Annotated in this window: 21 protein-coding genes; all 21 read left to right on the top strand. The window is 43.3% G+C overall.

Going from position 1 to position 22317, the window contains the following annotated elements; all coding sequences use genetic code 11:
• Positions 1 to 78: 78 nt before the first annotated feature.
• The 21 genes from DC498_RS17175 to DC498_RS17275 all read left to right on the top strand — a co-directional run bounded on the left by DC498_RS17175 (position 79) and on the right by DC498_RS17275 (position 22317).
• On the top strand, positions 79 to 417 hold the full coding sequence (locus tag DC498_RS17175; protein WP_054282510.1) for a DUF4134 domain-containing protein: 339 nt from the start codon (positions 79 to 81) through the stop codon (positions 415 to 417).
• Between the two features lie 72 nt (positions 418 to 489).
• Positions 490 to 858 (top strand): DUF1896 family protein, encoded by a 369-nt coding sequence (locus DC498_RS17180; RefSeq protein ID WP_206197666.1) that lies wholly within the window; start codon positions 490 to 492, stop codon positions 856 to 858.
• Between the two features lie 35 nt (positions 859 to 893).
• Complete coding sequence (locus DC498_RS17185) at positions 894 to 6434, top strand: helicase-related protein (protein WP_054282508.1); 5541 nt, start codon at positions 894 to 896, stop codon at positions 6432 to 6434.
• A 20-nt stretch (positions 6435 to 6454) separates the two neighbouring features.
• Positions 6455 to 6784 (top strand): DUF4133 domain-containing protein, encoded by a 330-nt coding sequence (locus DC498_RS17190; RefSeq protein WP_054282507.1) that lies wholly within the window; start codon positions 6455 to 6457, stop codon positions 6782 to 6784.
• Positions 6781 to 7596, top strand: a complete 816-nt coding sequence (locus tag DC498_RS17195) for a hypothetical protein (RefSeq protein ID WP_054282506.1) — start codon at positions 6781 to 6783, stop codon at positions 7594 to 7596. Before DC498_RS17190 ends, DC498_RS17195 begins: the two co-directional genes overlap by 4 nt.
• 50 nt (positions 7597 to 7646) lie before the next feature.
• Complete coding sequence (locus tag DC498_RS17200) at positions 7647 to 10115, top strand: TraG family conjugative transposon ATPase (RefSeq protein WP_054282505.1); 2469 nt, start codon at positions 7647 to 7649, stop codon at positions 10113 to 10115.
• Between the two features lie 11 nt (positions 10116 to 10126).
• Positions 10127 to 10516, top strand: coding sequence for a hypothetical protein (locus tag DC498_RS17205; protein WP_054282504.1), 390 nt, complete (start codon positions 10127 to 10129; stop codon positions 10514 to 10516).
• Between the two features lie 3 nt (positions 10517 to 10519).
• The gene (locus DC498_RS17210) at positions 10520 to 11194 is read left to right on the top strand and encodes a hypothetical protein (protein WP_054282503.1); all 675 of its coding nucleotides are present in this window, start codon (positions 10520 to 10522) and stop codon (positions 11192 to 11194) included.
• Positions 11195 to 11204: 10 nt separating this feature from the next.
• Positions 11205 to 11855, top strand: a complete 651-nt coding sequence (locus DC498_RS17215; protein WP_054282891.1) for a hypothetical protein — start codon at positions 11205 to 11207, stop codon at positions 11853 to 11855.
• A 2-nt stretch (positions 11856 to 11857) separates the two neighbouring features.
• Positions 11858 to 12496, top strand: a complete 639-nt coding sequence (locus DC498_RS17220) for a TerB family tellurite resistance protein (protein ID WP_116875411.1) — start codon at positions 11858 to 11860, stop codon at positions 12494 to 12496.
• Between the two features lie 10 nt (positions 12497 to 12506).
• The gene (gene traJ, locus DC498_RS17225; RefSeq protein ID WP_054282501.1) at positions 12507 to 13718 is read left to right on the top strand and encodes a conjugative transposon protein TraJ; all 1212 of its coding nucleotides are present in this window, start codon (positions 12507 to 12509) and stop codon (positions 13716 to 13718) included.
• Positions 13719 to 13736: 18 nt separating this feature from the next.
• Positions 13737 to 14360: a conjugative transposon protein TraK gene (gene traK / locus DC498_RS17230; RefSeq protein ID WP_054282500.1), complete on the top strand. Its 624-nt coding sequence runs from the start codon at positions 13737 to 13739 to the stop codon at positions 14358 to 14360.
• A gap of 11 nt (positions 14361 to 14371) precedes the next feature.
• On the top strand, positions 14372 to 14854 hold the full coding sequence (locus DC498_RS17235) for a hypothetical protein (RefSeq protein ID WP_054282499.1): 483 nt from the start codon (positions 14372 to 14374) through the stop codon (positions 14852 to 14854).
• Positions 14855 to 14883: 29 nt separating this feature from the next.
• The gene (gene traM, locus DC498_RS17240; protein WP_206197667.1) at positions 14884 to 16164 is read left to right on the top strand and encodes a conjugative transposon protein TraM; all 1281 of its coding nucleotides are present in this window, start codon (positions 14884 to 14886) and stop codon (positions 16162 to 16164) included.
• Between the two features lie 29 nt (positions 16165 to 16193).
• The gene (traN, locus tag DC498_RS17245) at positions 16194 to 17036 is read left to right on the top strand and encodes a conjugative transposon protein TraN (protein WP_116875412.1); all 843 of its coding nucleotides are present in this window, start codon (positions 16194 to 16196) and stop codon (positions 17034 to 17036) included.
• 66 nt (positions 17037 to 17102) lie between these two features.
• Positions 17103 to 18260 carry a hypothetical protein gene (locus DC498_RS17250; protein ID WP_225859960.1) on the top strand — a complete coding sequence of 386 codons (1158 nt, stop codon included), beginning with the start codon at positions 17103 to 17105 and terminating at the stop codon, positions 18258 to 18260.
• Positions 18261 to 18347: 87 nt separating this feature from the next.
• Positions 18348 to 19097, top strand: coding sequence for a hypothetical protein (locus DC498_RS17255; protein ID WP_133176882.1), 750 nt, complete (start codon positions 18348 to 18350; stop codon positions 19095 to 19097).
• 21 nt (positions 19098 to 19118) lie between these two features.
• A complete protein-coding gene (locus DC498_RS17260; RefSeq protein ID WP_133176883.1) occupies positions 19119 to 20171 on the top strand; it encodes a hypothetical protein in 1053 nt (350 codons plus the stop codon).
• A gap of 15 nt (positions 20172 to 20186) precedes the next feature.
• Positions 20187 to 20480, top strand: coding sequence for a hypothetical protein (locus DC498_RS17265; protein ID WP_054282494.1), 294 nt, complete (start codon positions 20187 to 20189; stop codon positions 20478 to 20480).
• 72 nt (positions 20481 to 20552) lie between these two features.
• The gene (locus tag DC498_RS17270) at positions 20553 to 20747 is read left to right on the top strand and encodes a hypothetical protein (RefSeq protein ID WP_054282889.1); all 195 of its coding nucleotides are present in this window, start codon (positions 20553 to 20555) and stop codon (positions 20745 to 20747) included.
• 10 nt (positions 20748 to 20757) lie between these two features.
• Positions 20758 to 22317 carry a recombinase family protein gene (locus DC498_RS17275; protein WP_072188920.1) on the top strand — a complete coding sequence of 520 codons (1560 nt, stop codon included), beginning with the start codon at positions 20758 to 20760 and terminating at the stop codon, positions 22315 to 22317.

Below are 22317 nucleotides of genomic sequence, written 5' to 3' on the forward strand. Positions count from 1 at the left end.
AGGAATAACAGGTTGTGTGACGGCGAAGCCGCTCTGTTTTTTAGAAGAGTTGATTTCAAATTTTAATAAACGTGTGTTATGGAAATGTGCAGCAGGAAAACAAAAGGAAATAACCGCAAAAAGGTTATCATGATCTGTGTCGCTCTGGCACTATTGGCCATCCACTATGGGGCATTCGCCCAGGATGGCATTCAGGGTATCAATGAAGCCAATACTAAAGTACGCAGCTACTTCTCCGCAGGAACCAACCTTATGTATGCGGTGGGTGCATTGCTGGGTTTGATTGGCGCAGTTAAAGTTTACCAGAAATGGAATGCGGGTGATCAGGATACTGGAAAAGTTGCCGCCGCCTGGTTTGGTAGCTGCATTTTTCTGGTGGTGGTTGCAACCGTTATTCAATCCTTCTTCGGTGTTTAAAAATCAGGAAGTATGCAAAGTGTGCTAACAGAAAAGTTGTGGGCGTATATCGTCCACAACAATCCTGATCTCATGATCAGCTTGCAGGAAGACTACTCAGTCACCAGGTATCTGGAAGAAAAGGTGAACGCTGTATTGCCGATGGTTGAGCAGCTTCTTGGCGAAGGAAGACCACCCTACATCATCGAAGAACTATGCCTCAATGCAATGACAGAAGAATTGCAGCCATCTCGCTATCAGTATATACGCTCGGTTATAGAAGAAGAATTTAATGGGGACTACGAGCGGATGAAGGAAAACGGAACACTCACCTACGAAGTCGTAAATCTCATCGAAACATGCAAAGGCATCTTTAGTGATTTTGATTTTAACAGTGAAAATGAAACAAACAGGCATTTGAGATATGCCATCATTGGGCAGGTACATGATTACCTGGCCTGAGCCAAAAGAAAAGTGAAGAAAGAAAATGTGTGATTATGGCTTACAATGTTTCCCAAAAGCTGAATGATAACCTTCGTGCTATCCGTACAGCGTTGGATTATCAGAACGGTCGTCCGCTTACTGCGGAAGATGTCGCCAGCCTGAAAAAATATGCAGGTTTTGGCGGCATCAAGGCCGTTTTATATCCTTATGGATCACTGGAAGATTGGCAGGCTAATGGTGCTACAAAAGAGGATTTGAAGCATCACGCGGAAATGATGCAAATACACGACCTGCTCAAAGAAAACTACCCGGAAACAGCTTACAAGGAAATCATTGCTTCATTACGTAATAGTGTTCTCACCGCATTTTATACACCGGAGGTAGTACCCCAAACCCTTTACAGCGTACTCGCAGCACAGGGCATTCAGCCTAAAAGATTGTATGAACCTTCAGCCGGTTCAGGTGTGTTCATCAGCGAAGCGGTTACATCATTCCCTCAACTGGAACAGATTACCGCAGTGGAAAAGGACAGGCTAACCGGATTAGTGCTGTCTGCCATCAACAGTACGCTTCCGGTAAAAACAGCGACGCATATTACAGGCTTTGAAGAAACACCTGTAAAAGATAACGGCACTTATGACCTGGTGGTGAGCAATATTCCTTTCGGGAATTTTTCGGTATATGATGAAGCCTTTCCCGATAAAGAGATATCGGGTAAAATACACAATTATTTTTTCGCGAAAGGTCTGGACAAACTGGGTGAAGGTGGTTTGATGGCTTTCATAACAACAGATGCTTTCCTGAACAGTCCATCTAATCATACAGCAAGAGAATACCTGTTTCAGCGGGCAGATTTTGTGGGCCTTGCGGTGATGCCTGATAATCTTATGAAAGATACCGGCAATACCGAAGCGCCGAACCATTTGTTGATTGTTCAAAAGAATACGGGAAAGGAAAAGATAAGCTGGGAAGAAGATTGGCTGAATGAAGTAAGGGAACGAGAAAATGAATTTGGTCGCTTTCCCTATAATTATTTTATCTCCACTCACGATCACGATGTGGTCATGGGCAATGTGCGTAAGCCGGGCAAAAACCAATACGGCAGAGCTTCAGAAGTGGTTTGGCAGGATGGTGACATCAACCAGATCAGGGAAAGCCTTTATGCCAGTCTGATCAATCAATTCCAAAATCGCTTTAACCCTGAATTATATCAGAAGGCGCAAACGGTACTATTACCTGTTCCTGAAAATGAGGGTAAAAAACTCACGTACCTGCCGATGCCGGAAAACCCAACGGAAAGCACTTCGGTACAATTGGGATTGTTTGATACAGCCCCGGCAGAGCAGATCAACCGGGCAATGGCATATATCAATCCACTCGATGAAACGGTTGTGCAAAAAGCATCAGCACGCATCATCGGCACGATACGCACCACCGATAAGCCAAGTCATGAGAATGTTGTATTGCTTACCGCGAAGCAGCACAAAAGCAATCGTTTTTTATATAAGCTTTATTCTAATGTCAAAGAAGTAGATCATCTGTCAGCAAACTGGATGGATGCCCGTTTATTGGGTCATGAGCTGACGGATATTTCCAATTATCTTAAACAGTTTGACCACAGTTTCAGGTACGAGGGCGACCAGACACTGGAAGGCTTTTTCCGGTTTGAACAAAAAGTTCCACTTCCATTTATCGGGCTAAAGCCTTACTACCAGGAAGGAACGCTGGTGGTACACATGGGTAGTGTCGGCACAATTGGCAATCCCGATCCCGAATACAAGCAAGCCGTGTTCCAGCCCCTGGGTCTTCAGGGAAACATTCATTTCTACGAAAACTATGCAGCACTTCGTGATGCTTATCTCGAATTAGCAGCCAAAGAAGTATCAGGGGAAACAATCAGCAACGCAGACAGGGATCAGCTAAACAGCAAGTACGAACATTTTGTTGTTGAATACGGTCTTTTGAACAGCCCTGATAACCGCAGGCGTATTCTGGAAGATACTGCTTTCGGGGTAATTGCATTGTCCTCGCTCGAACGCAGAGAAGGCGAACGGTTTGTTAAAGCAGATATACTAACTCATTCCATTCATCAGGTTAAGGAGCGGTTCATAACCGATGATCCCATTGAAGCCCTTGCTCATAGCCTCAACGATACCGGAAAGGTAGATACAGGCTTCATCAGTGCGGCAATGGGGTTAGATGAAAACGAAGTCATCAATCGCCTCGGTAATCATGTGTACATGAATCCTGCCAGCAATGAGTGGGAAACAGCAGACCAGTATTTGAGCGGTAATGTAGTTGAAAAGCTGCGGCAGGCAGAACACCTGTACGGTCAGTTCCCGGATAACCTGCACTATAAAAGAAGTGCGGAAGCCATCGCAAAGGTGCAGCCGGAGCGTATTCCGTTTGAATTACTGGATTTCAATTTAGGAGAACGCTGGATACCTAATTCATACTACGAGCGATTTGCTACATCGCTATTCGAGCTGGACACTACCATCAATTATTTTCCGTCGCTGGATGCCTTCAAGGTAAACACAGGAATGAATATCAAAGTATCCAGAGAGTTCGCTGTTACACCGAAAAGCGGACGTACTACCTACGGATACACTTTGCTGGAACATGCACTGGAGAATACAACCCCTTTCTTTACTTATGAAGTGAAAGGCCCTAATAATACAACCATCAGGGTCCCCGATAATGAAGCCATACAACTGGCACACCAAAAGATCGAGCAGATAAGGAGTGGTTTCATTAACTGGCTGAATGAAATACCGGATGATGAGAAAAAGAACTTGGAAAACCTGTACAATGATACGTTCAACTGCTATGTATTGCGGGAGTTCAACGGCAACCACCTCAATTTTCCCGGCTTAGATAAAAAAGCATTAGGCATTGAGGATTTATATAGCTCACAAAAGAACGCAGCCTGGCGAATCATACAGAACCGTGGGGCATTGGTTGATCATGAAGTAGGATTGGGCAAAACCCTTACCATGATCGTCTCCGCACAGGAGATGAAAAGATTAGGTATTGTGCATAAGCCTATGATTGTTGCGCTAAAGGCAAACGTTAACCAGATAGCAGAAACCTATAAAAAAGCCTATCCTAAAGCTCGCATCCTGTTTCCGGGGCAAAATGATTTTACACCCGCACAACGGTTGCGGCTTTTCCATGAAATAAAGAACAACAATTGGGATTGTATCATACTTACCCATGATCAATTCGGAAAGATACCGCAGTCACCGGAGATACAAAGAGAGATATTTCAAACGGAACTGGACAATGTTGAACGTGACCTGGAAACTGTCAAAGATCTTGGCGGCGACATCTCTAAGAAAATGCTCAAAGGGCTGGAGATACGCAAGAACAACCTTGAGGGAAAACTGAAATCTATCCTGAAAGAGATCGAGGAAAAGAAAGACACAGGTATCAATTTCAAAGAAATGGGTATTGATCACTTATTTGTGGACGAATCCCATAAGTACAAAAATCTCACTTTCACTACCCGTCATAACAGGGTCGCTGGTTTGGGTAATACAGAAGGTAGCCAGAAGGCGCTGAATATGTTATTCGCTGTTCGCGAACTGCAAACACGTTTTAATTCCGATTTATGTGTCACGTTCCTTTCCGGCACACCTATATCCAACAGCCTCACCGAAATGTATCTGTTGTTTAAATACCTGCGTCCGAAAGAAATGGAACGCCAGCATATTGAAAATTTTGATGGTTGGGCTGCTGTATTTGCACGTAAAACAACAGACTTTGAATTTTCAGTGACCAACGAGATCATTGCCAAAGAACGCTTCAGGCATTTTATTAAAGTACCGGAGCTTGCTTTGTTCTATAACGAGATCACCGACTACAAAACGGCAAAACATATAAACCTTGACAAGCCCGAATTGAGTGAAACGCTGGTGAACATAAAGCCAACGCCTGAACAAAGTGAGTTCATTAAAAACCTGATGCGCTTCGCTAAAACAGGTAATGGTGAATTGATTGGTCGTGGCAGGTTGACGCCAGAGGAAGACAAAGGCAGAATGCTGATCGCAACCAACTACGCTAAGAAAATGTCGGCGGATATGCGATTGATCAACGAGTGGAAGTATAGTGATCATCCCGACAACAAAGTAAATGTCAGTGCCCGCAAGATTGCAGAGATCTATAAAGAAACTACCGAGCATAAGGGTACACAGATTATCTTCTCAGACATTGGTACACCCAAGCCTGTTGAATTTAATATCTACGATGCAGTTAAAGAAAAACTGATCAGGGACTTTAATATTCCCGAACGGGAAATCACTTTTATTCACGACTGGACAGATACAAAAAAGCCCGAACTGTTCCGTAAGATGAACAGAGGTGAGATTCGCATTTTATTGGGCAGCACAGAGAAAGCCGGAACCGGCCTAAATGTGCAGCAACGTGTAGTGGCCATGCACCACCTTGATATTCCCTGGAAACCGTCAGAGCTGGAACAACGTAATGGCCGTGGCGCACGCCAGGGCAATCTTATTGCCAAAGAATATTACGGCAACAAAGTTCAGAACTATATCTACGCAGTAGAACAGTCATTGGATAATTACAAATTCAACCTTCTGAAGAATAAACAGACGTTCATTTCGCAAATGAAAAATTGTGAGTTGAACGTGCGTACCATTGATGAAGGTGCGATTGACGAAAAAAGCGGGATGAATTTTTCCGAATATATAGCCATTCTGTCCGGCGACACTTCATTATTGGAAAAATCAAAACTGGAAAAGAAGATAGCTGTAATGGAAAGCCTGAAAGTTTCTCACTTCAGAGAAATCGCACGCAATAAATACCAATTGGAAAATCTGCAAAATGAACAGGCATCCACCGTTAAAACGCTCGATAAACTTGCAGCAGATGAAAAAGTGTACAAGGCCGGCCTTCAACTGGATAAGGACGGTGTAAAAGTTAACCCTATCAAACTGGATACTATCAGTTCAACGGACAGTGAAGCCATTGGTAAACACATCATCAAGCTGTACCAGGACTGGAAGCCTGCTGTTGCAGATGAGCATACAGCGCAGATAGGTACACTCTACGGTTTCAGCCTGTATATCCGCAGGCAGCAGGAAGCCTATGAGGAAAACGGAGTTTTTGAATACCGCTATTCCAATAGCTTTTATGCGCAGCGAAGCAGTGACGGTATTAAGTACACTTACAACAACGGGCTTCCGAATACAGACAATCCTAAGCTGGCGGCAAGACATTTCCTTAATGCGATTGACCGGGTGGAAAGCCTGAAAGAAAAGTACGAGCATACTTTGAACGAACTGAAAACAGAGATACCCAAACTGGAGCAGCTTACTACCAAACCATTTTTACAGGAAGCGGAATTACAACAAATGAAAAATGAACTGGCTAATCTGGAAAGGCAGATAGCCATCAAGATACAGGAAAACCAGTTGAAGCAGCAACAGGTAGCGGAAACCGAACCGGAAGAAGTTATTGATACTCCTGTCATTCAACTGTCCGAAAAAGTGAACGGGCATACTGTTCCAAAAGAAGTGATACTCGCCTCGCAGCAGGTAGCAGAACGTTCCCGTAGCAGGATGCGATTATAAAATAATTAAAAGGAAATATTATGGCAAATAGTGTTTATCAAATTAATAAAGGAATTAACCAGAGCATCGAGTTCAAAGGCTTGAAGGCACAATATATCTGGTATTTAGGCGGTGGTGTCGTGGCGCTGCTCATTGTCTTTGCCGGAATGTATATCATCGGTCTTCCTACTTACCTGTGCATCGGTATCATTCTGACCGCAGGAACATTCCTGGTTATGAAGATTTACGGCATGAGCAACAAATACGGCGAACATGGGTTGATGAAAGCCCTTGCCCGGAAGCAGGTTCCTAAGCTGATCAAGTCCAGGAGCAGAAAAATCTTTATAGGCATTAAAGACAAACAATCATGAAAAGAGAATTGCCGGTGTACAACATCGAAGGAACCGATTTTGTTGTGGACGTTGCCAGCTTGCAACTCTGTGAGAAAGCAAACCCGGAGAACGTAATCCCCCTGTTTGACATGCGGGATGTTGGTGATGGATATGTATTTGATTATAGTCCTAAAGAGAAAAACATACCGAGGTTGTTTAGCGACGATACGGATGTTACCACAGTAAAGATACCAGAGTTGGTGCAGCTTGATCCTGTGGGGATGGCAGAGAAATACGGTTGCTCCGTTCACGAGGTGCAGGGAAAAACAGATTTCGCTTTAATGGTAGATCAGCAGGCGCTTGGAAGGAGGCTGATGGGGCAATTGCCTACCGTGGACATAGCCGGTCACACTTTCTATGTAGATATAACAATGGATATGCTGCGTCCTAAAGATGATTTCGCTTCCAACGGCATCGTCTTCAGACAGATTGACCATTACTACGATGATGACAAAGAGGCTTACGTGATACCATACAATCCAAAGAAACATGAGTTTCAGGAATTGGACTATGAAAACATCACCTCCATTCCTAAAGACCTTATTGTTATTTCCTTCCCGCACGAAATAGTATTAGACCCGGTAGGCTTCAATAGAAAAGGAGGGTGGGACGAAACAGACGGGTTGAAGCTAAAGAACATCAAATCTCATTTTGAGGCGAAGATTATTGACTGGAAAGAAACCGGCATTGAACAAACTATAAAAGAGAATATAAAAAAACAGCAGCAATCCAAACAAGCAGATGAAAGCCGGAAGACCGGCCAGCGGCAGCGTAGAGGCCCAAAGCTATGAGGTAACAATGCCATGAGTGCATTGAAGTGATAACAGGTAAAAAAAGTGAGATGGAAAAAGTGTTGGATGATATTTTACCAATAATGGATGTAGAGCATGACTGCATCCTAAGCAAGCAAGGCGACATGACGGTTGTCTTTAAAGCAGACCTGCCGGAAATCTTTTCGCTTTCCGATCAGGAATACGAAGCCTTTCACCAGGCATGGATAAAAGCAATCAAGCTACTGCCCAAATACAGCGTATTCCACAAGCAGGATTGGTTTTTGGATAGCAGCCATAAGCCGGACTTTACAAAGGAAGATACCAGCTTCCTTAGTCGGGCCAGTGAGCGGTTCTTCAACGAGCGTCCCTTCCTGGCGCATAGCTGCTACATCATGCTCACCAAAAAGCCTGAAGGACGTAAAACAGCCAGCTCCATGTTTTCAAGCCTCCTGCGCAAATCCATAGTGCCGGAAGAAACTTTAAAGCCGCAACTGTTGCAGGACTTTCTGGACAGTGCGGGTCAGTTCAAGCGCATTATGGAAGACAGCGGTTTCGTGAAGCTGACAAGGCTTAAAGAAAAAGAGCTGCGGAGCCATAGCCGTAAGATGGGTTTGATAGAGCAGTATTGCTATCTGTCCGAGCGAAACGATAGTTTCCTGATGGCTGACATCAGTTTTGATGAAGGAATGCGTGTGGGTGACAAGTATTGTCAGCTCTATACGCTGGGAGATGCCGCAGATCTTCCTGCACTGTGCGGTAGCCGTATCAATTACGACAAATACAGTACCGATAAAACAAAGTTCAGCGTTGGCTTTGCTTCTACGTTAGGACAACTTCTACCCTGCAATCACATCTATAATCAATATCTCTTTATTGAAGATGCGCAAAAAACCATTCAAAAGCTGGAAAGCAAAAGATTACGCCTGCAATCCCTTTCGGCGTACAGCAGGGAGAATTTGATTGCAAGGGACGCTACCAATGATTTCCTGAACGAAGCAATCAGCCAACAGCGCCTTCCGGTTAAATCGCATTTCAATGTACTGGTATGGACAGATAACAAGGAAGAACTGAAGGACCTGAAGAATATGGTGTCCTCTGCATTGGCACAGATGGATGCAGTAGCGAAACAGGAAACTATCGGCGCACCGCAGATATTCTGGGCGGGTATTCCCGGTAACGCCGCAGACTTTCCCATGAACGACACCTTCGACACGTTTGCGGAACAGGCTACCTGCTTTCTGAACCTGGAAACGGGGTATCGTTCTTCAGTAAGCCCCGTAGGTATTCGCATGGGTGACAGGCTCACCGGCAAACCTGTTCATGTGGACATCAGCGATGAGCCTATGAAAATGGGCATTTGCACAAACAGGAATAAATTCATACTTGGCCCCAGTGGTTCCGGTAAGAGCTTTTTTACCAACCACATGGTACGCAGCTATTACGAGCAGGGCACGCATATCGTGCTGGTGGACGTAGGGCACAGCTACAAGGGACTGTGCGATATGGTGAATGGCTACTATTTTACCTATAGTGAAGACAATCCCATCCGCTTCAATCCCTTTTATATAGGCGAAGGCGATAGCCTTGATACCGAAAAAAAGGAAAGCATTAAAACCCTGCTCCTGGCATTATGGAAAAAAGATGATGAGGAATTTAAGCGCAGTGAGTATGTAGCCCTGTCCAATGCTATCGGAGGTTATTACAGCTATCTGGAAAAGAATACCAAAGTGTTTCCCTGCTTCAACAGCTTTTACGCTTTTCTGAGGGACGAGTACACGCAGGTGCTGGAAGGCGACCGGGTGAAAGAAAAGGATTTTGATATAAATAACTTCCTCTACGTGCTTCGCCCTTACTATGAAGGTGGCGAATTTGATTATCTCCTCAACGCAACCGAAAACCTGAACTTATTACAGGAACGGTTTATCGTATTCGAGCTGGACAATATCAAGGATCACCCGATTTTATTTCCTGTCGTAACGATCATCATCATGGAAGTCTTCATCAACAAAATGAGGAAGATGAAGGGCATCCGGAAAATGATATTGATTGAAGAAGCCTGGAAAGCTCTCATGAAAGAAGGCTTTGCCGAATACATAAAATACTTATTCAAAACCGTAAGGAAATTTTTCGGAGAAGCGATAGTGGTAACGCAGGAAGTGGAAGATATTATTTCTTCTCCGGTGGTAAAGCAGGCCATCATTAACAACAGCGATTGCAAGATACTGCTTGACCAAAGTAAATATCAGAACAAGTTTGACCAGATACAGGAATTGTTGGGACTAACAGAAAAGGAAAAGGCGTTGGTGCTGTCCGTTAACAAGGCCAATGATCCCGCCAAGAAATACAAGGAGGTTTTCATCAGCCTCGGAGGTATGCTAAGCAAAGTGTACCGTACAGAAGTAAGCCTGGAGGAATATCTCGCCTATACTACCGAGCAAACAGAAAAGGTAAAACTGATGGAATATGCTGCAAAGTTTGATGGCGACATCCGCAAAGGCATTGCGGCAATGGCAGAAGAAATAAGAAATAAAAGCTAAACACCTACTCAATGAAACTGAATAAACTGATATATGACCTACACGTAGCCGTTAAAATGATACTTCACTTCGCGAGGCAGCACCATGCTACGCTCTCTATGATGGAAGGCATATATGTAAGACAGCCGCCGCAAAATGAAAAGATTGCAGGAGTAGATGCCACCCTTACCATAAAGCCCTGTGGCAGCTTCTACCAGGTTACTCGAACAGAATATATAAGTAACACTCCTGAATCTGAAGAAACATGGTTGGCTACCTATGGTTGGCATTCCAACGGCCACCTCATTGAAATAGGCGGAGATCGGTATTGCGTTTTCGAGACAGTTTCAAAATCACTGTACCTCGAAGCACTGACGGAGCAGGGAAAGACAACGATTGAATTATTTATTAAAAATCTATAAGGCATGAAAAAGATATGGTTCATCACAATGTTAGCTACCATGTTACTGGTGGTAGCACCTACGCAACAAAGCCACGCAGTGGTTTGGGTTGTAGTAAAAGCTGCCGTCAAAAAAGTGATCAAGGCAATTGATTTGCAAATTCAGCGATTGCAGAATAAAACGATATGGCTGCAAAACGCTCAGAAAACCTTAGAGAATACTTTATCCAAATTAAAACTGGATGAGATTTCGGACTGGACGGAAAAGCAAAAAGAGCAATACCGGAAATACTATGAGGAACTGGCTAAAGTTAAATCCATTATATCCTACTACCAGCGCATCCGGGATATTACAAAGAAACAATTACGCCTTGTAGATGAATACAAACGCTCATGGTCGCTGATCCGGCAGGACAGTCATTTTACTGTAGAGGAAATTTTTTACATGGAAAAAGTGTATTCAGGCATTCTTGACGAAAGCCTGAAGAACATTGACCAGATCAGCCTCATCATAAAATCCTTCACGACGAAAATGAGCGATGCCAAAAGGCTGGAGCTGATTAACAACGCAGCCGACCAGGTAGATGTCAATTATTCGGATCTGGTGCAGTTTAACAGGCAGAATACTTTACTAAGCCTTCAGCGTGCTAAAACCGAAACCGAAGTGCAGGCAGTAAAAAAATTATATGGACTTCCTTAAATCAGAACGTATGAAAAAGATACTCTTGTTTCTATTGCTGGTTGTGTCGGCAGGGAGTAACCTGCAAGCACAAACTTTTGCAGAATGGTTTCAGCAAAAGAAGACACAAAAGAAATACCTGCTTCAGCAAATTGCTGCGCTCCAGGTGTATATCGGCTATGCTAAAAAGGGCTACAACATAGCCAAAGATGGGTTGAACACTATCGGCGGCTTCACCAGGGGAGAATTTAACCTGCACACGGATTACCTAAATTCTTTGAAGTCCGTGAACCCGGAAATCAGGCGTTATCCAAAGGTTGCGGATATAATCGCCTTACAGGTAAAAATTGTACAAAACTACAACCGCACTTACGGCAGGCTTAACAGCAGCGACGCCTTTAGCAACGATGAGCTGGCCTACATCAGAAGGGTCTTTGGTCGGTTGCTGGACGACTGCTATAAAAGTCTTGACGAACTGATTACGATTACAACGGATGGCAAGTTAGAAATGAAGGACGATGAGCGCATTGCAAGGATTGATAAGTTGTATCTGGACATGCAGGACAAATACACTTTCTCGCAAAGTTTTTCCAACGATGCAAAATCGCTTGCTGCATCCAGAATCAAAGAAAAAACAGATGTACAAACCAGCCGTGTATTACAGGGCATTAAAAACGAGTAACTATGAAAAAGCTGATCATAATGATATCGCTATCCTTCCTGGGCATATTGCCTGCCTTTCGTGCATCTGCGCAGGCAGATGAGATAGCGCAGCTCATACTCAATATTGAGAAACTGGCGCAATTCAAGCAAATACTTAGCGACATGAAGAAAGGCTACGAAATTCTTAGCGGAGGATATAACACTATCAAGAATATTTCAGAAGGCAACTTCAGTTTGCATAAGGCTTTTCTTGATGGCTTGATGGAGGTAAGTCCGGCGGTACGCAATTACCGGCGTGTGGCAGACATTACCAATTACCAGATCATTCTGGTTAAAGAATACCGTAAGGCTTATGATCGCTTCCGGCAGGACAACAATTTCAATGCAGATGAGCTGGCTTATTTGGGTCGTGTATATGATAATCTGTTTAAAGAAAGTCTGCGCAACCTCGATGAGTTGCTTACGGTAATCACGGCAGGCAAAGCTCGTATGAGCGATGATGAACGCTTGCAGGCCATTGACCGGATATATGCAGACATGCAGGATAAACTGATGTTCCTACGGCATTTTAATAACAATACTACAATACTGGCAGTGCAAAGGGCGAAGGAGCGCAACGACGCACAGACCATCCGAAAAATCTATGGGTTAAACAATTAAACAGATAAATATGGCAAAGTGTAGAAAGGCCGCCTGGCTGGCGGCAGTGGGTTTGATATTGCCTTTTATAAGCCATGCGCAGGGAATAGCTGATGAAATGAAAGGCTTGCATGGTGTACTGGAGCAACTGTATGATGAGATGATGCCTCTGTGCAGCCAGTTAATCGGCGTAGGACAAGGATTAGCAGGCTTTGCAGCTATGTGGTATATCGCCTCCCGTGTATGGGGACACCTGTCAAGAGCAGAGCCTATTGACTTCTATCCGCTCTTTCGTCCCTTCGTGATTGGCTTCTGCGTGTTATTTTTTCCAACCGTCGTTCTTGGTGTGATTAACGGTGTGATGAAGCCTACGGTAACTGCAACCGCTGCTATGGTGGAAGGTTCCGATAAGGCTATTGCAGTTCTCTTGCAGAAAAAAGAAGAAGCCATCAAGAAAACAGATGTATGGCAAATGTATGTGGGCGAAAGTGGCAGCGGCGACAGGGATAAATGGTATAAGTACACGCACGATAATGAAGACCCTTCAGACGAAGGTTTTTTCGAGAGCATTGGCAATGACATCAAGTTTGCCATGTCCAAAGCCTCTTACAATTTCCGCAACTCTGTAAAAGAATGGATGAGCGAAGTGCTGAGGGTACTCTTTGAAGCGGCATCACTGTGTATAGATACGCTACGAACGTTTCAGCTAATCGTGCTGGCCATCTTAGGCCCTTTGGTGTTCGGGATTGCAGTATTCGACGGTTTTCAGCATACGCTCACGGTCTGGATAGCAAGATATATCAACATCTTTTTATGGTTGCCCGTAGCAAACATCTTCGGAAGCATTATCGGCAAAATACAGGAAAAGATGCTGGAGCTGGATATATCACAGGTACAGGATTATGGCGATACATTCTTCAGCAGAACGGATATGGCCTACCTGGTCTTCATGATCATTGGCATCATCGGATACTTTACCGTTCCCTCCGTGGCTAATTATATCGTTCACGCTGGTGGCGGTGGCGCATTAGGTCATAAGGTCACCAGTTTATTCGGCAGTTCTTCCAGAACTGTGGTCAACACTGCATCTGCGGGTGCAGGCATGGCTGTGGATGCTATGGGCAGTGCAGCAAACCGCATGTCGCAAAGTATGGCAAGCAGTGGTGCATCTAACCCCTATTTCGGCGATAGCAGTAGCGGAAACTCTGGTTACATGAACGATAAACTAAAGGGCAATTCATAATAATCTAAAGGAGGATATATGTTCAAAAAGATGAAAAATATTGATACGGCATTCCGGCACGTCAGGAGCTTTACCCTGGTTGTGATCATCGGCTGTGTATTGATCTGCTGTTTTGCATTGTACAAAAGTTTCAGTCTGGTATCGCAGATGCAAAGCAAAATATACATTCTCGCTAACGGCAAGGCACTGGAAGCCTACGCTTCGGAGCGAAAAGATAACATACCTGTTGAGGCAAAGGATCACGTAAAAACATTTCACAAGCTGTTCTTCACACTTGACCCTGACGACAAAGCCATTACCGCAAATATCACTAAAGCATTATACCTGGCCGATGGAAGTGCGAAACGTGCTTACGATGATCTGAAAGAAAATGGCTATTACGCCGGGCTTATTTCCGGAAATGTCAATCAGACTATTGTGGTGGATAGTGTTGCGGTAGATATAAACGAGTATCCCTACAAATTCCGGTGCTACGCTACACAAAGCATTGTACGCCCTACCAGCATTACAACCCGCAGCCTGGTAACCGATGGAGCGTTGCGAAATGTATCACGGAGTGACAATAACCCGCATGGCTTTCTAATTGAACGATGGAGTACGATTGACAACAGGGATTTAAAAACAGTAAGCAGGCGCCAATAAAAATAAAGATCATGAAACTATTTCCTAAAAGAAGAAAAGGCAATACCGAAGCTAAGTCCAATGCGATTAGCAAAGGCATGGAGGCTGGCTATAAGCGTTTGCAGGGTGGCTGGGCAAACTGGATGATGAAGCGTACGGAGAAATTCTCACGTCGTACATGGCTCGTGCTGCTTGCGCTCTTTGTGATGTTCACCAGTTCATACAGTGTTTATCTGGCGGTGAACGCTTTTACGGGCAAAAAAGGCAATTCAATCACTATAACGCCGATTAAAAAGCCGAAGCACGCTACTGAAACAGGAGAAACAAAAACAGACGCTGCCGAGGTATCGGAGGCAGAATACAGCCGCATCAAAAACTTCAGGGTGTATATGGATAGCCTGGCGCGAAGTCCTTCTGGAAAAGCCCTGTACGACAGCATCAATAACCATCGTCCGGGGCTGATGGATAGTGTGAGGTTTATTGAAAATTATTATCAACAATTAAAACAAAAATAGAAATGGAAAAGCAAGTGAAAACTCCGAAAATGATTAGGCAGCGCAGGTTCTTACTGGTATTGCCAATGCTCGCATTGCCTTTTATGACCATGATATTCTGGGCGCTTGGCGGTGGCAAAGTTGAAAAAGTTGAAGCGCAGGCAGCAGTGAAAAAAGGCTTCAACATTAACCTGCCGGACGCTAACCTGAAAGATGACAAGTCGATGGATAAAATGAGTTACTACGATCAGGCGCAACTGGATTCAATCAAATTTCTTGAACTGGTTAAGAATGATCCCAACTACAAGAACATTGGATTAGCAGATACGGATGAATACCTGTCAGGGAAAGAAGACACATTTCAACTACCTGCCGATGAAAGAGGGCTGAACACTTCTCTTTATGGTAGACGTGGGGGTAATGATCCCCATACGGACAAGATATATCGAAAGCTGGCAGAGCTTGACAGGGAGATGAGCAAGCCTGTACCTGCTTCTATGGAAGATGATCCTTATGATATGTATCAACGCACTCCCGGCAGAGGTAATAATAGTGCAACCGTTAATTCATCAGACGTGGACAGGCTGGAGCAAATGATGAACATGATGAATCAACCTGCTGGCGAAGATCCCGAAATGAAGCAACTGAATGGAATGCTGGATAAGATACTTGATGTGCAATATCCTGAACGTGTACAGGAAAAATTGAAGCAGACCTCCCAGGCAAACAAAGGGCAGGTATTCGCAGTATCGTCAAAAACAAAAGAAAACAACATCACATTGCTCAACGCCGACCTGCCTGCGGGTGGTTCAACAAATGGCTTCTATTCGTTCACTGGTGCAACAGCTATCGAAGATTCACAGAACGCCATACAAGCGGTCATACACGAAACGCAGACTATCGTTGATGGTTCCACCGTCAAATTGCGATTGGTAAATGATGTATTCATTAACGGGGTTCATATTCCTAAAGACAACTTTATATATGGTATCGCTTCGCTCCGTGGTGAAAGATTAAGTATCAAGATTACCAGTGTGCGGTATAATAATTCATTGTTTCCAGTTGAATTAGCGGTGTACGACATGGACGGACTGGATGGCATATACATTCCCGGTGCAATTACCAGGGATGTTGCAAAGCAGTCCGCAGACCGGTCTATGCAAACCATCGGCTTGACTTCACTTGACCCTTCGTGGGGAGCGCAGGCTGCAAGCGCAGGTATAGAAGCTGCAAAGACTTTGTTCAGCAAAAAAGTCAAGCTGATTAAAGTAACTGTAAAAGCAGGCTACCAAGTGCTTTTACGTGACGAAAAGCAAAAACAATCCAATTAAATATTTGAATCACTTAAAAATTCCAAAAGATGAAAAAGATCAGTGCAGTAATGGTAATGGGAATTTTCCTGCTTATTACAACTTTCAAAGCGCAGGCGCAAACAAATACAGCCTGGCAAACAAAAGCAATTGAATCATATCATGTGGCAATTGCTTTCTCCAAAACAACCAACATTATCTTTCCCTATTCTATTGTCAGTGTAGATATAGGAAGCAGGGATGTGTTGGCTCAAAAAGCGAAGGGAGTAGAAAATATCTTGCAGATAAAAGCCGCAAAAGATAGCTTTCCTCAAACCAATATCAGCATCATTACTGCTGACGGAAAGCTCACATCCTTTCTGGTTGATTACGCCGAACAGCCTACTATACTCAATATTTCATTAGCGGGTCTGACAAAGCAAAACACCATCTCTATTCCTTCAGAAAGTATAAACCAGGAACAAATGGAGAATTACGCTTCAATGGCTTTTGAATCGAAGAAAAAGATACGGGGTATAAAGGATGAAACTTTCGGCATTCGTCTTAAACTGAACGGCCTGTTTATCCATGATGACATTATGCTGATGCGCTTCAATATTGCCAATGAAACAAATATCAACTATGATATTGACCAGCTCAGGCTTTACATCCGTGACCAAAAGAAAAGCAAAAGAACTGCTACGCAGGAGATAGAAATAGTACCCGTACTTGTACATAACAATACGACCCAAGTAATCGGGCAGTCAGATACTACCATCGTTTTTATTGTACCCAAATTTACTATTCCTGATAAGAAGTACCTCGCAGTTCAAATGATGGAGAAGAACGGAGGCAGGCATCTGGAACTGCATATAAAGAACAAGAAAATTGTAAAGGCAGCTCCGATTAATTAAAACTGAACGCTCCATTGAAACTGTTCCATTCTATTTCAATTATTCGTTCTCGCTAAAAGATATGTTATGAAAATAAGGAAAGACGACTACAAGGATATTCTTGAATACCTGACTAAAAAGCGTTGGGAAGGTGAGGAATTTGTCGCCTTTCTCGATGATGTTTCTCCAGTAACTAAAGAAGATCTATTCACATTCCCCACAGAATACGATGTTAGGGAGTTCTGCTACGAAATGTCAACCGACATTGACTTTTACAACTTTCTGGCAATACGGTCGGCATATAAGACTATGCAGGAAGCTGCCGAGAACAGCAAACTAATGATTGAAAGGGAGGGCATCATTGACGTGTCCCTGATGGTAGCGGTTCGTTACGAAAGATTAGAAAGAGAACAATTAAATAACAATCAAAATTCAGAAGTTATGAATCAGAAAAATTTTGAATACCTGCGTGACCAGGTAAAGTACACCGGGTTCGGTGAAGGGTTGGAAAACGACCTGAAGCAAAAAATTCAGGAAGGAACCCCGGAGTTTAAATTGGCCTATGAAACGAAGTATGGCAACGATACTGTAAACGCTACATTGAATTTCAGCCAATCGAAGCAAAGCGATATGTATTTCTTTAATTCCTATCAGGTGAAAGTGCAAAAGGAAAATAGCTCTGAAACAATGGAGCAAACCTTCTACATCAACAAAGGCAACAACATTACCCTGAAGGAAGGGTATAACCTGATGGAAGGAAGGTCAGTGAATAAAGACCTCACCAATAAAGAAGGACAGGTGTACAACGCCTGGGTACAGATGGACTTTAAACAAAGTGATAATAACGGCAATTTCAAGCTGAAGCACTATCATGAAAACTACGGCTACGATTTGGAAGCGGTTTTATCCAAGCATCCGATCAGGGAATTAGGTAACGAGGAATACAAATCCAATCTGATGGATTCCCTTAAAAAAGGGAACCTGCAATCTGCCACGTTTCAGATCAACGGTGCGGAGCAAAAACAATACATCGAAGCTAACCCTCAATTCAAGACAATCAACATATATGATAGCAGTATGCAAAGGGTTGATAACAGACAGGCGAAAAAAGAACAGCAGTCTGAAGGTGAAAGCCAGTCAGCTAAACAAGACGGTAAAAAGGAAAGGCAGACACCTGCTGAAGATGATGGCCCTGAGATACCGAAGGCATCTAAGAAAAGGAGAAAGAACCAAAGCATCAGCTAAGCACTAAGTAGCCCCGTCTATTATAAATAGTCGTGAAGTTGAGATGGTGAAAAGGAAACTATTTATAACGTAAAAACAGATTGAAAAATGAGAAGTCAAATATTAATGCTGCTAATATTTATAATAAGCCTTTCAGCATGTACGAAAGATAATAAAGCTGTAATATCAGAAGGCGAAAATAAAATTGCGCAGTTAAGATCACCACTTGGCGAAGCAGGTCCTGAAAACCCGGAAAATGCCTACGATAGCATAGGCTATTGGCATAATCAGATCGTGGCATACGTACAGAACTGCAAGCCAGTTACAGACACACCTAATGTAGAGATGTCAACGCGATGTGTACTTCGCTTTTGCAGGGAAATGGAACGTATTGCCATGCCTCTATCATTTTTCTCAACAGTAAACCAGACGGTAAGGCAAAGCAACGAAAGCATCCAAACGCTTATAGCTAATTGTCCTTATGAAGAGCCAGTAAAGGCCGCCCTGGATTCGCTGGTGCAATTGATCAAACGACTTTCGGATAGGGATAGTCCCTATCCGGTGATTAAAGCCATGATTGTGAACTTTGAGAGGAGGGCAATGCAAAATAACCTGCTCAGTCCTGAAGGTCGTGAAATTGCCCTTAAAGCGGCATCGGTAGCACGTTACTCCATTTATTATTGGATGAATACGCTCCAGCCCCCGGCTCCGGCGGCGGCCTTTAAGTTTAAAAACATAGTTAAGTGGATTGCCGCCGTCACGAGTGATATAGGCGGCGCTATCGTGAGCGGCAGTGTGGAATACGCCGCCGATTGCAGCACCTATGCCTATGATCTGGTGACGTACAGTATGCCTTAGTTGATCCTCAAAAATCAGGTTATGAATAACAGTCTTGTAAACAGAGTGGAAGCAGAGCTGAACCAATGGCGTTCAAGGGAGGAACGGTTTAGCAAGCTGTTTTCTTTCAGCCTTTCAAATAATAGGGCACTGCTAAAAGAAAAGCTGGATTACTACGACCGTATTGCTGCAAAGTATAAAGGCACGCAGGATCTGGACGAGCGGTTTGCACTCAGGGTGCTAAGGCAAGAGCGCAATCGTATTGAAAAGCAGCTTTATCCTAATCTACTGATAAGGCTGCTGCGCAGGTTATTAGTTGCACCCGTTAAGGAACAAATCGTAATAAGGCAGGATAACAGGAAAACAGAGCAAAACAGCCAGGCGTTGCACCATCAGGTGCAGCGTGCTGGCTTTCCTGACCTATCTGCAAAAATTGATGAGCAGATGAAACTTGGGCAGCAACAATTTTCCATTCCTGTTTCCTATTACCTCAATGATAAAGAAAGGTTAGATCATCAGTTATCGTTCGCTAAAGATCAATCCGGTGCATACCAGCTTGAAGGGTATAAAACAACCCTGTATAATGAATCCAAACCGGAGGAAAAACGCCAGCAATACTTTACCATGCGTAACGGTAATAATGTAAATGCCACGGAGTGCTATAATCTTTTATCCGGTCGCTGCATCCAGAGCGGTGGAACTTGGATGCAACTTGATTTTAACGACAAAGACCCAAACGGAAATTTCCGAATCAAGCAATTCCACTCAGACTACGGCTACGATCTTGAAAAGGCTTTGCAGCAGCTTCCGTTAAAGGAATTGCTCAATAAAGGTGAAGCAGATAAGCTGCAATCGGAATTAAAAAATGGAAACCGTGTGTCGGTGAGCTTTGTGAAGGATGGAAATGAACAACGCTTCTATATTGAAGCTAATCCGCAGTTTAAATCAGTAAATATTTACGATGAGCATTCCAGGAAAATAACGCTTCATACAGCATTAGGCAATAAAACAATGGATGCTATGAAAGTGACGCATAAGGTCAATGAGCAGCAGCAACAAAATCATGCAAAAAAGAACGGAATGAGATTAGGGTAATAAAAGGCGTGAGCAATGGATAGGCTGTATTATTTGTCGGATTTTTTTGAAGCCATAGGAACTGATGCCCGCATCAGCATTACTCATATAGGCATTTATGCGGCTTTGTTACAGTATCGCATAAAGAATGGCTTTGCCAACCCTATCCAGGTTTTTAGTCATGAGATATTAAGCATTGCAAAATTGTCCTCTGCTATCACCTACCACAAATGCGTTAGAGAACTAAGTGAATATGGTTATATAAGGTATGAGCCGTCTTTTAATCGTATGAAGGGAAGCAAAATCTATTTTGCTGAAAGAAGCGATTAAAATAGACAAGTGATTTGGAAAGTTTTGCAAAAGCCCGCAATGGGCTTTTGTTATCTAAAAAGGAGGTGTGAGATGGAAGATGAAGTGTTGATGAGGATCACTCCAGACAAGGCGATAGAAATTTTGCGTAAAGATGGAATTGATGTCAATATCGAAGAAGCACAGATTATACTCGACTTTTTATATAGTATGGCGAACATAGTAGTTGAACAATACATAAGTATGCGGCATTGCAATGCCGAAATCGTAACTAAGACTGTAAAGTAAAAAAGCAGCTATGAAAATTGCAGACCTTTATATCAGGGTGAGTACAGACGAGCAGGCAGATAAAGGCTATTCCCAACGGGATCAGGAAGAAAGGCTGCGTAGGTATTGCAACATCAACAACATTCAAATACGCAAGGTCATTTTTGAAGACCATTCCGCAAAGACCTTCAGGCGACCTGCCTGGCAGAACCTGCTGATAGATTTGCGTAAGCAAAGGGGAAATTCAGACCTAATTCTTTTTACAAAGTGGGATAGGTTTAGCCGGAATGCCGGGGATGCTTATCAAATGATCAGCCTTCTAAGGCATCTCGGAGTAGAGCCGCAGGCAGTAGAACAGCCATTGGATTTATCTATCCCTGAAAATAAAATGATGCTGGCTTTTTACCTCGCAGCACCAGAGGTAGAGAATGACCGCAGGGCATTAAATGTATTTAATGGAATGCGCCGTGCTAAAAAGGAAGGGCGCTGGATGGGCACGGCTCCGATTGGTTATGTAAACAGAATTACTGAAGATGGCAAGAAATATATTGCGCCGAAAGATCAGGATGCTAAAATCATGAAATGGGCATTTGAAGAAATCTTTCGCAACAAACTGAACACAGAACAAATCTGGAAACAAGCCAGGGAAAGAGGATTGAAATGTAGCAAGAATAATTTTTGGGTAGCGATAAGGAACCCTATTTATTGCGGATTAATTTTCGTTCCTCAGCACAAAGATGAACAAAGCCAACTTGTACAGGGGCAACATGAACCAATTATTACCGCTTCACTATTCTTTGATGTGCAGGATGTGCTGGACGGCAGAAAGAGAAAAGCAGTAAGTAAAAAGGTAATTGCACAGGATGACATTCCATTAAGAGGTTATTTGATTTGCCCTAACTGTGGAAGGTTTTTGACCGGCAGTGCTTCAAAAGGAAGAAACAAATACTATCACTACTATCATTGCAGTTCCGAATGCGGTGTACGTTATAAAGCAGATGACGCAAACAAGTTAATGATAGAAGCCATCGGGAATGAAGTCCACAATGTTCCGCAACTTAAACTGTTTCAGGAAATTATTACAGCTACTTTCATGGATGTAAACCGTGTTGAGAAGGTAGATCAGAAACGTTTGGTGGCTCAACTGGATCAGATAAAGCACCGGCTCTCAAAGGCTCGTGAATTATTGCTGCGTGGAGAAATTGAAGGCGAAGACTATCGTACCATTAAGTCTGAAGCCAATGAAAGAATGACTGATATTGAAGTAAAGCTACAAACATCCATTTCATTTTCAGACAATATGGAATTACTATGGGATCTTCCTATTTCCAAATTGTCGCATTTAGAAGAGTTGTTTCAAAATGGAACTGTTATACAAAAAAGAAAAATCGTAAGTACACTGTTTCCCGATAACCTGACGTTCAACGGTGAAAAACTTCATCGCACAACAGTGAGTACAGCTATCAGCTTATTGACTAAAAGCAGAAAATCTCCACGGGAAATAGAGGCAAAAAGTAATGAGAACTATCAGGCTGAAAGTGTCCATCTGCACCGCAAACATGCTGTAGCCGTACTACGAAATAGGATGTAG

This window comes from Terrimonas sp. (assembly GCF_003075435.1).
Classification (GTDB): Bacteria; Bacteroidota; Bacteroidia; order Chitinophagales; family Chitinophagaceae; genus Agriterribacter.

What these genes read in the sequence shown, in the direction of transcription:
- DC498_RS17175 (WP_054282510.1), top strand. Translation starts at nt 79, where the DNA reads ATGGAAATGTGCAGCAGGAAAACAAAAGGAAATAACCGCAAAAAGGTT.
- DC498_RS17180 (WP_206197666.1), top strand. Translation starts at nt 490, where the DNA reads ATGATCAGCTTGCAGGAAGACTACTCAGTCACCAGGTATCTGGAAGAA.
- DC498_RS17185 (WP_054282508.1), top strand. Translation starts at nt 894, where the DNA reads ATGGCTTACAATGTTTCCCAAAAGCTGAATGATAACCTTCGTGCTATC.
- DC498_RS17190 (WP_054282507.1), top strand. Translation starts at nt 6,455, where the DNA reads ATGGCAAATAGTGTTTATCAAATTAATAAAGGAATTAACCAGAGCATC.
- DC498_RS17195 (WP_054282506.1), top strand. Translation starts at nt 6,781, where the DNA reads ATGAAAAGAGAATTGCCGGTGTACAACATCGAAGGAACCGATTTTGTT.
- DC498_RS17200 (WP_054282505.1), top strand. Translation starts at nt 7,647, where the DNA reads ATGGAAAAAGTGTTGGATGATATTTTACCAATAATGGATGTAGAGCAT.
- DC498_RS17205 (WP_054282504.1), top strand. Translation starts at nt 10,127, where the DNA reads ATGAAACTGAATAAACTGATATATGACCTACACGTAGCCGTTAAAATG.
- DC498_RS17210 (WP_054282503.1), top strand. Translation starts at nt 10,520, where the DNA reads ATGAAAAAGATATGGTTCATCACAATGTTAGCTACCATGTTACTGGTG.
- DC498_RS17215 (WP_054282891.1), top strand. Translation starts at nt 11,205, where the DNA reads ATGAAAAAGATACTCTTGTTTCTATTGCTGGTTGTGTCGGCAGGGAGT.
- DC498_RS17220 (WP_116875411.1), top strand. Translation starts at nt 11,858, where the DNA reads ATGAAAAAGCTGATCATAATGATATCGCTATCCTTCCTGGGCATATTG.
- traJ (WP_054282501.1), top strand. Translation starts at nt 12,507, where the DNA reads ATGGCAAAGTGTAGAAAGGCCGCCTGGCTGGCGGCAGTGGGTTTGATA.
- traK (WP_054282500.1), top strand. Translation starts at nt 13,737, where the DNA reads ATGTTCAAAAAGATGAAAAATATTGATACGGCATTCCGGCACGTCAGG.
- DC498_RS17235 (WP_054282499.1), top strand. Translation starts at nt 14,372, where the DNA reads ATGAAACTATTTCCTAAAAGAAGAAAAGGCAATACCGAAGCTAAGTCC.
- traM (WP_206197667.1), top strand. Translation starts at nt 14,884, where the DNA reads ATGATTAGGCAGCGCAGGTTCTTACTGGTATTGCCAATGCTCGCATTG.
- traN (WP_116875412.1), top strand. Translation starts at nt 16,194, where the DNA reads ATGAAAAAGATCAGTGCAGTAATGGTAATGGGAATTTTCCTGCTTATT.
- DC498_RS17250 (WP_225859960.1), top strand. Translation starts at nt 17,103, where the DNA reads ATGAAAATAAGGAAAGACGACTACAAGGATATTCTTGAATACCTGACT.
- DC498_RS17255 (WP_133176882.1), top strand. Translation starts at nt 18,348, where the DNA reads ATGAGAAGTCAAATATTAATGCTGCTAATATTTATAATAAGCCTTTCA.
- DC498_RS17260 (WP_133176883.1), top strand. Translation starts at nt 19,119, where the DNA reads ATGAATAACAGTCTTGTAAACAGAGTGGAAGCAGAGCTGAACCAATGG.
- DC498_RS17265 (WP_054282494.1), top strand. Translation starts at nt 20,187, where the DNA reads ATGGATAGGCTGTATTATTTGTCGGATTTTTTTGAAGCCATAGGAACT.
- DC498_RS17270 (WP_054282889.1), top strand. Translation starts at nt 20,553, where the DNA reads ATGGAAGATGAAGTGTTGATGAGGATCACTCCAGACAAGGCGATAGAA.
- DC498_RS17275 (WP_072188920.1), top strand. Translation starts at nt 20,758, where the DNA reads ATGAAAATTGCAGACCTTTATATCAGGGTGAGTACAGACGAGCAGGCA.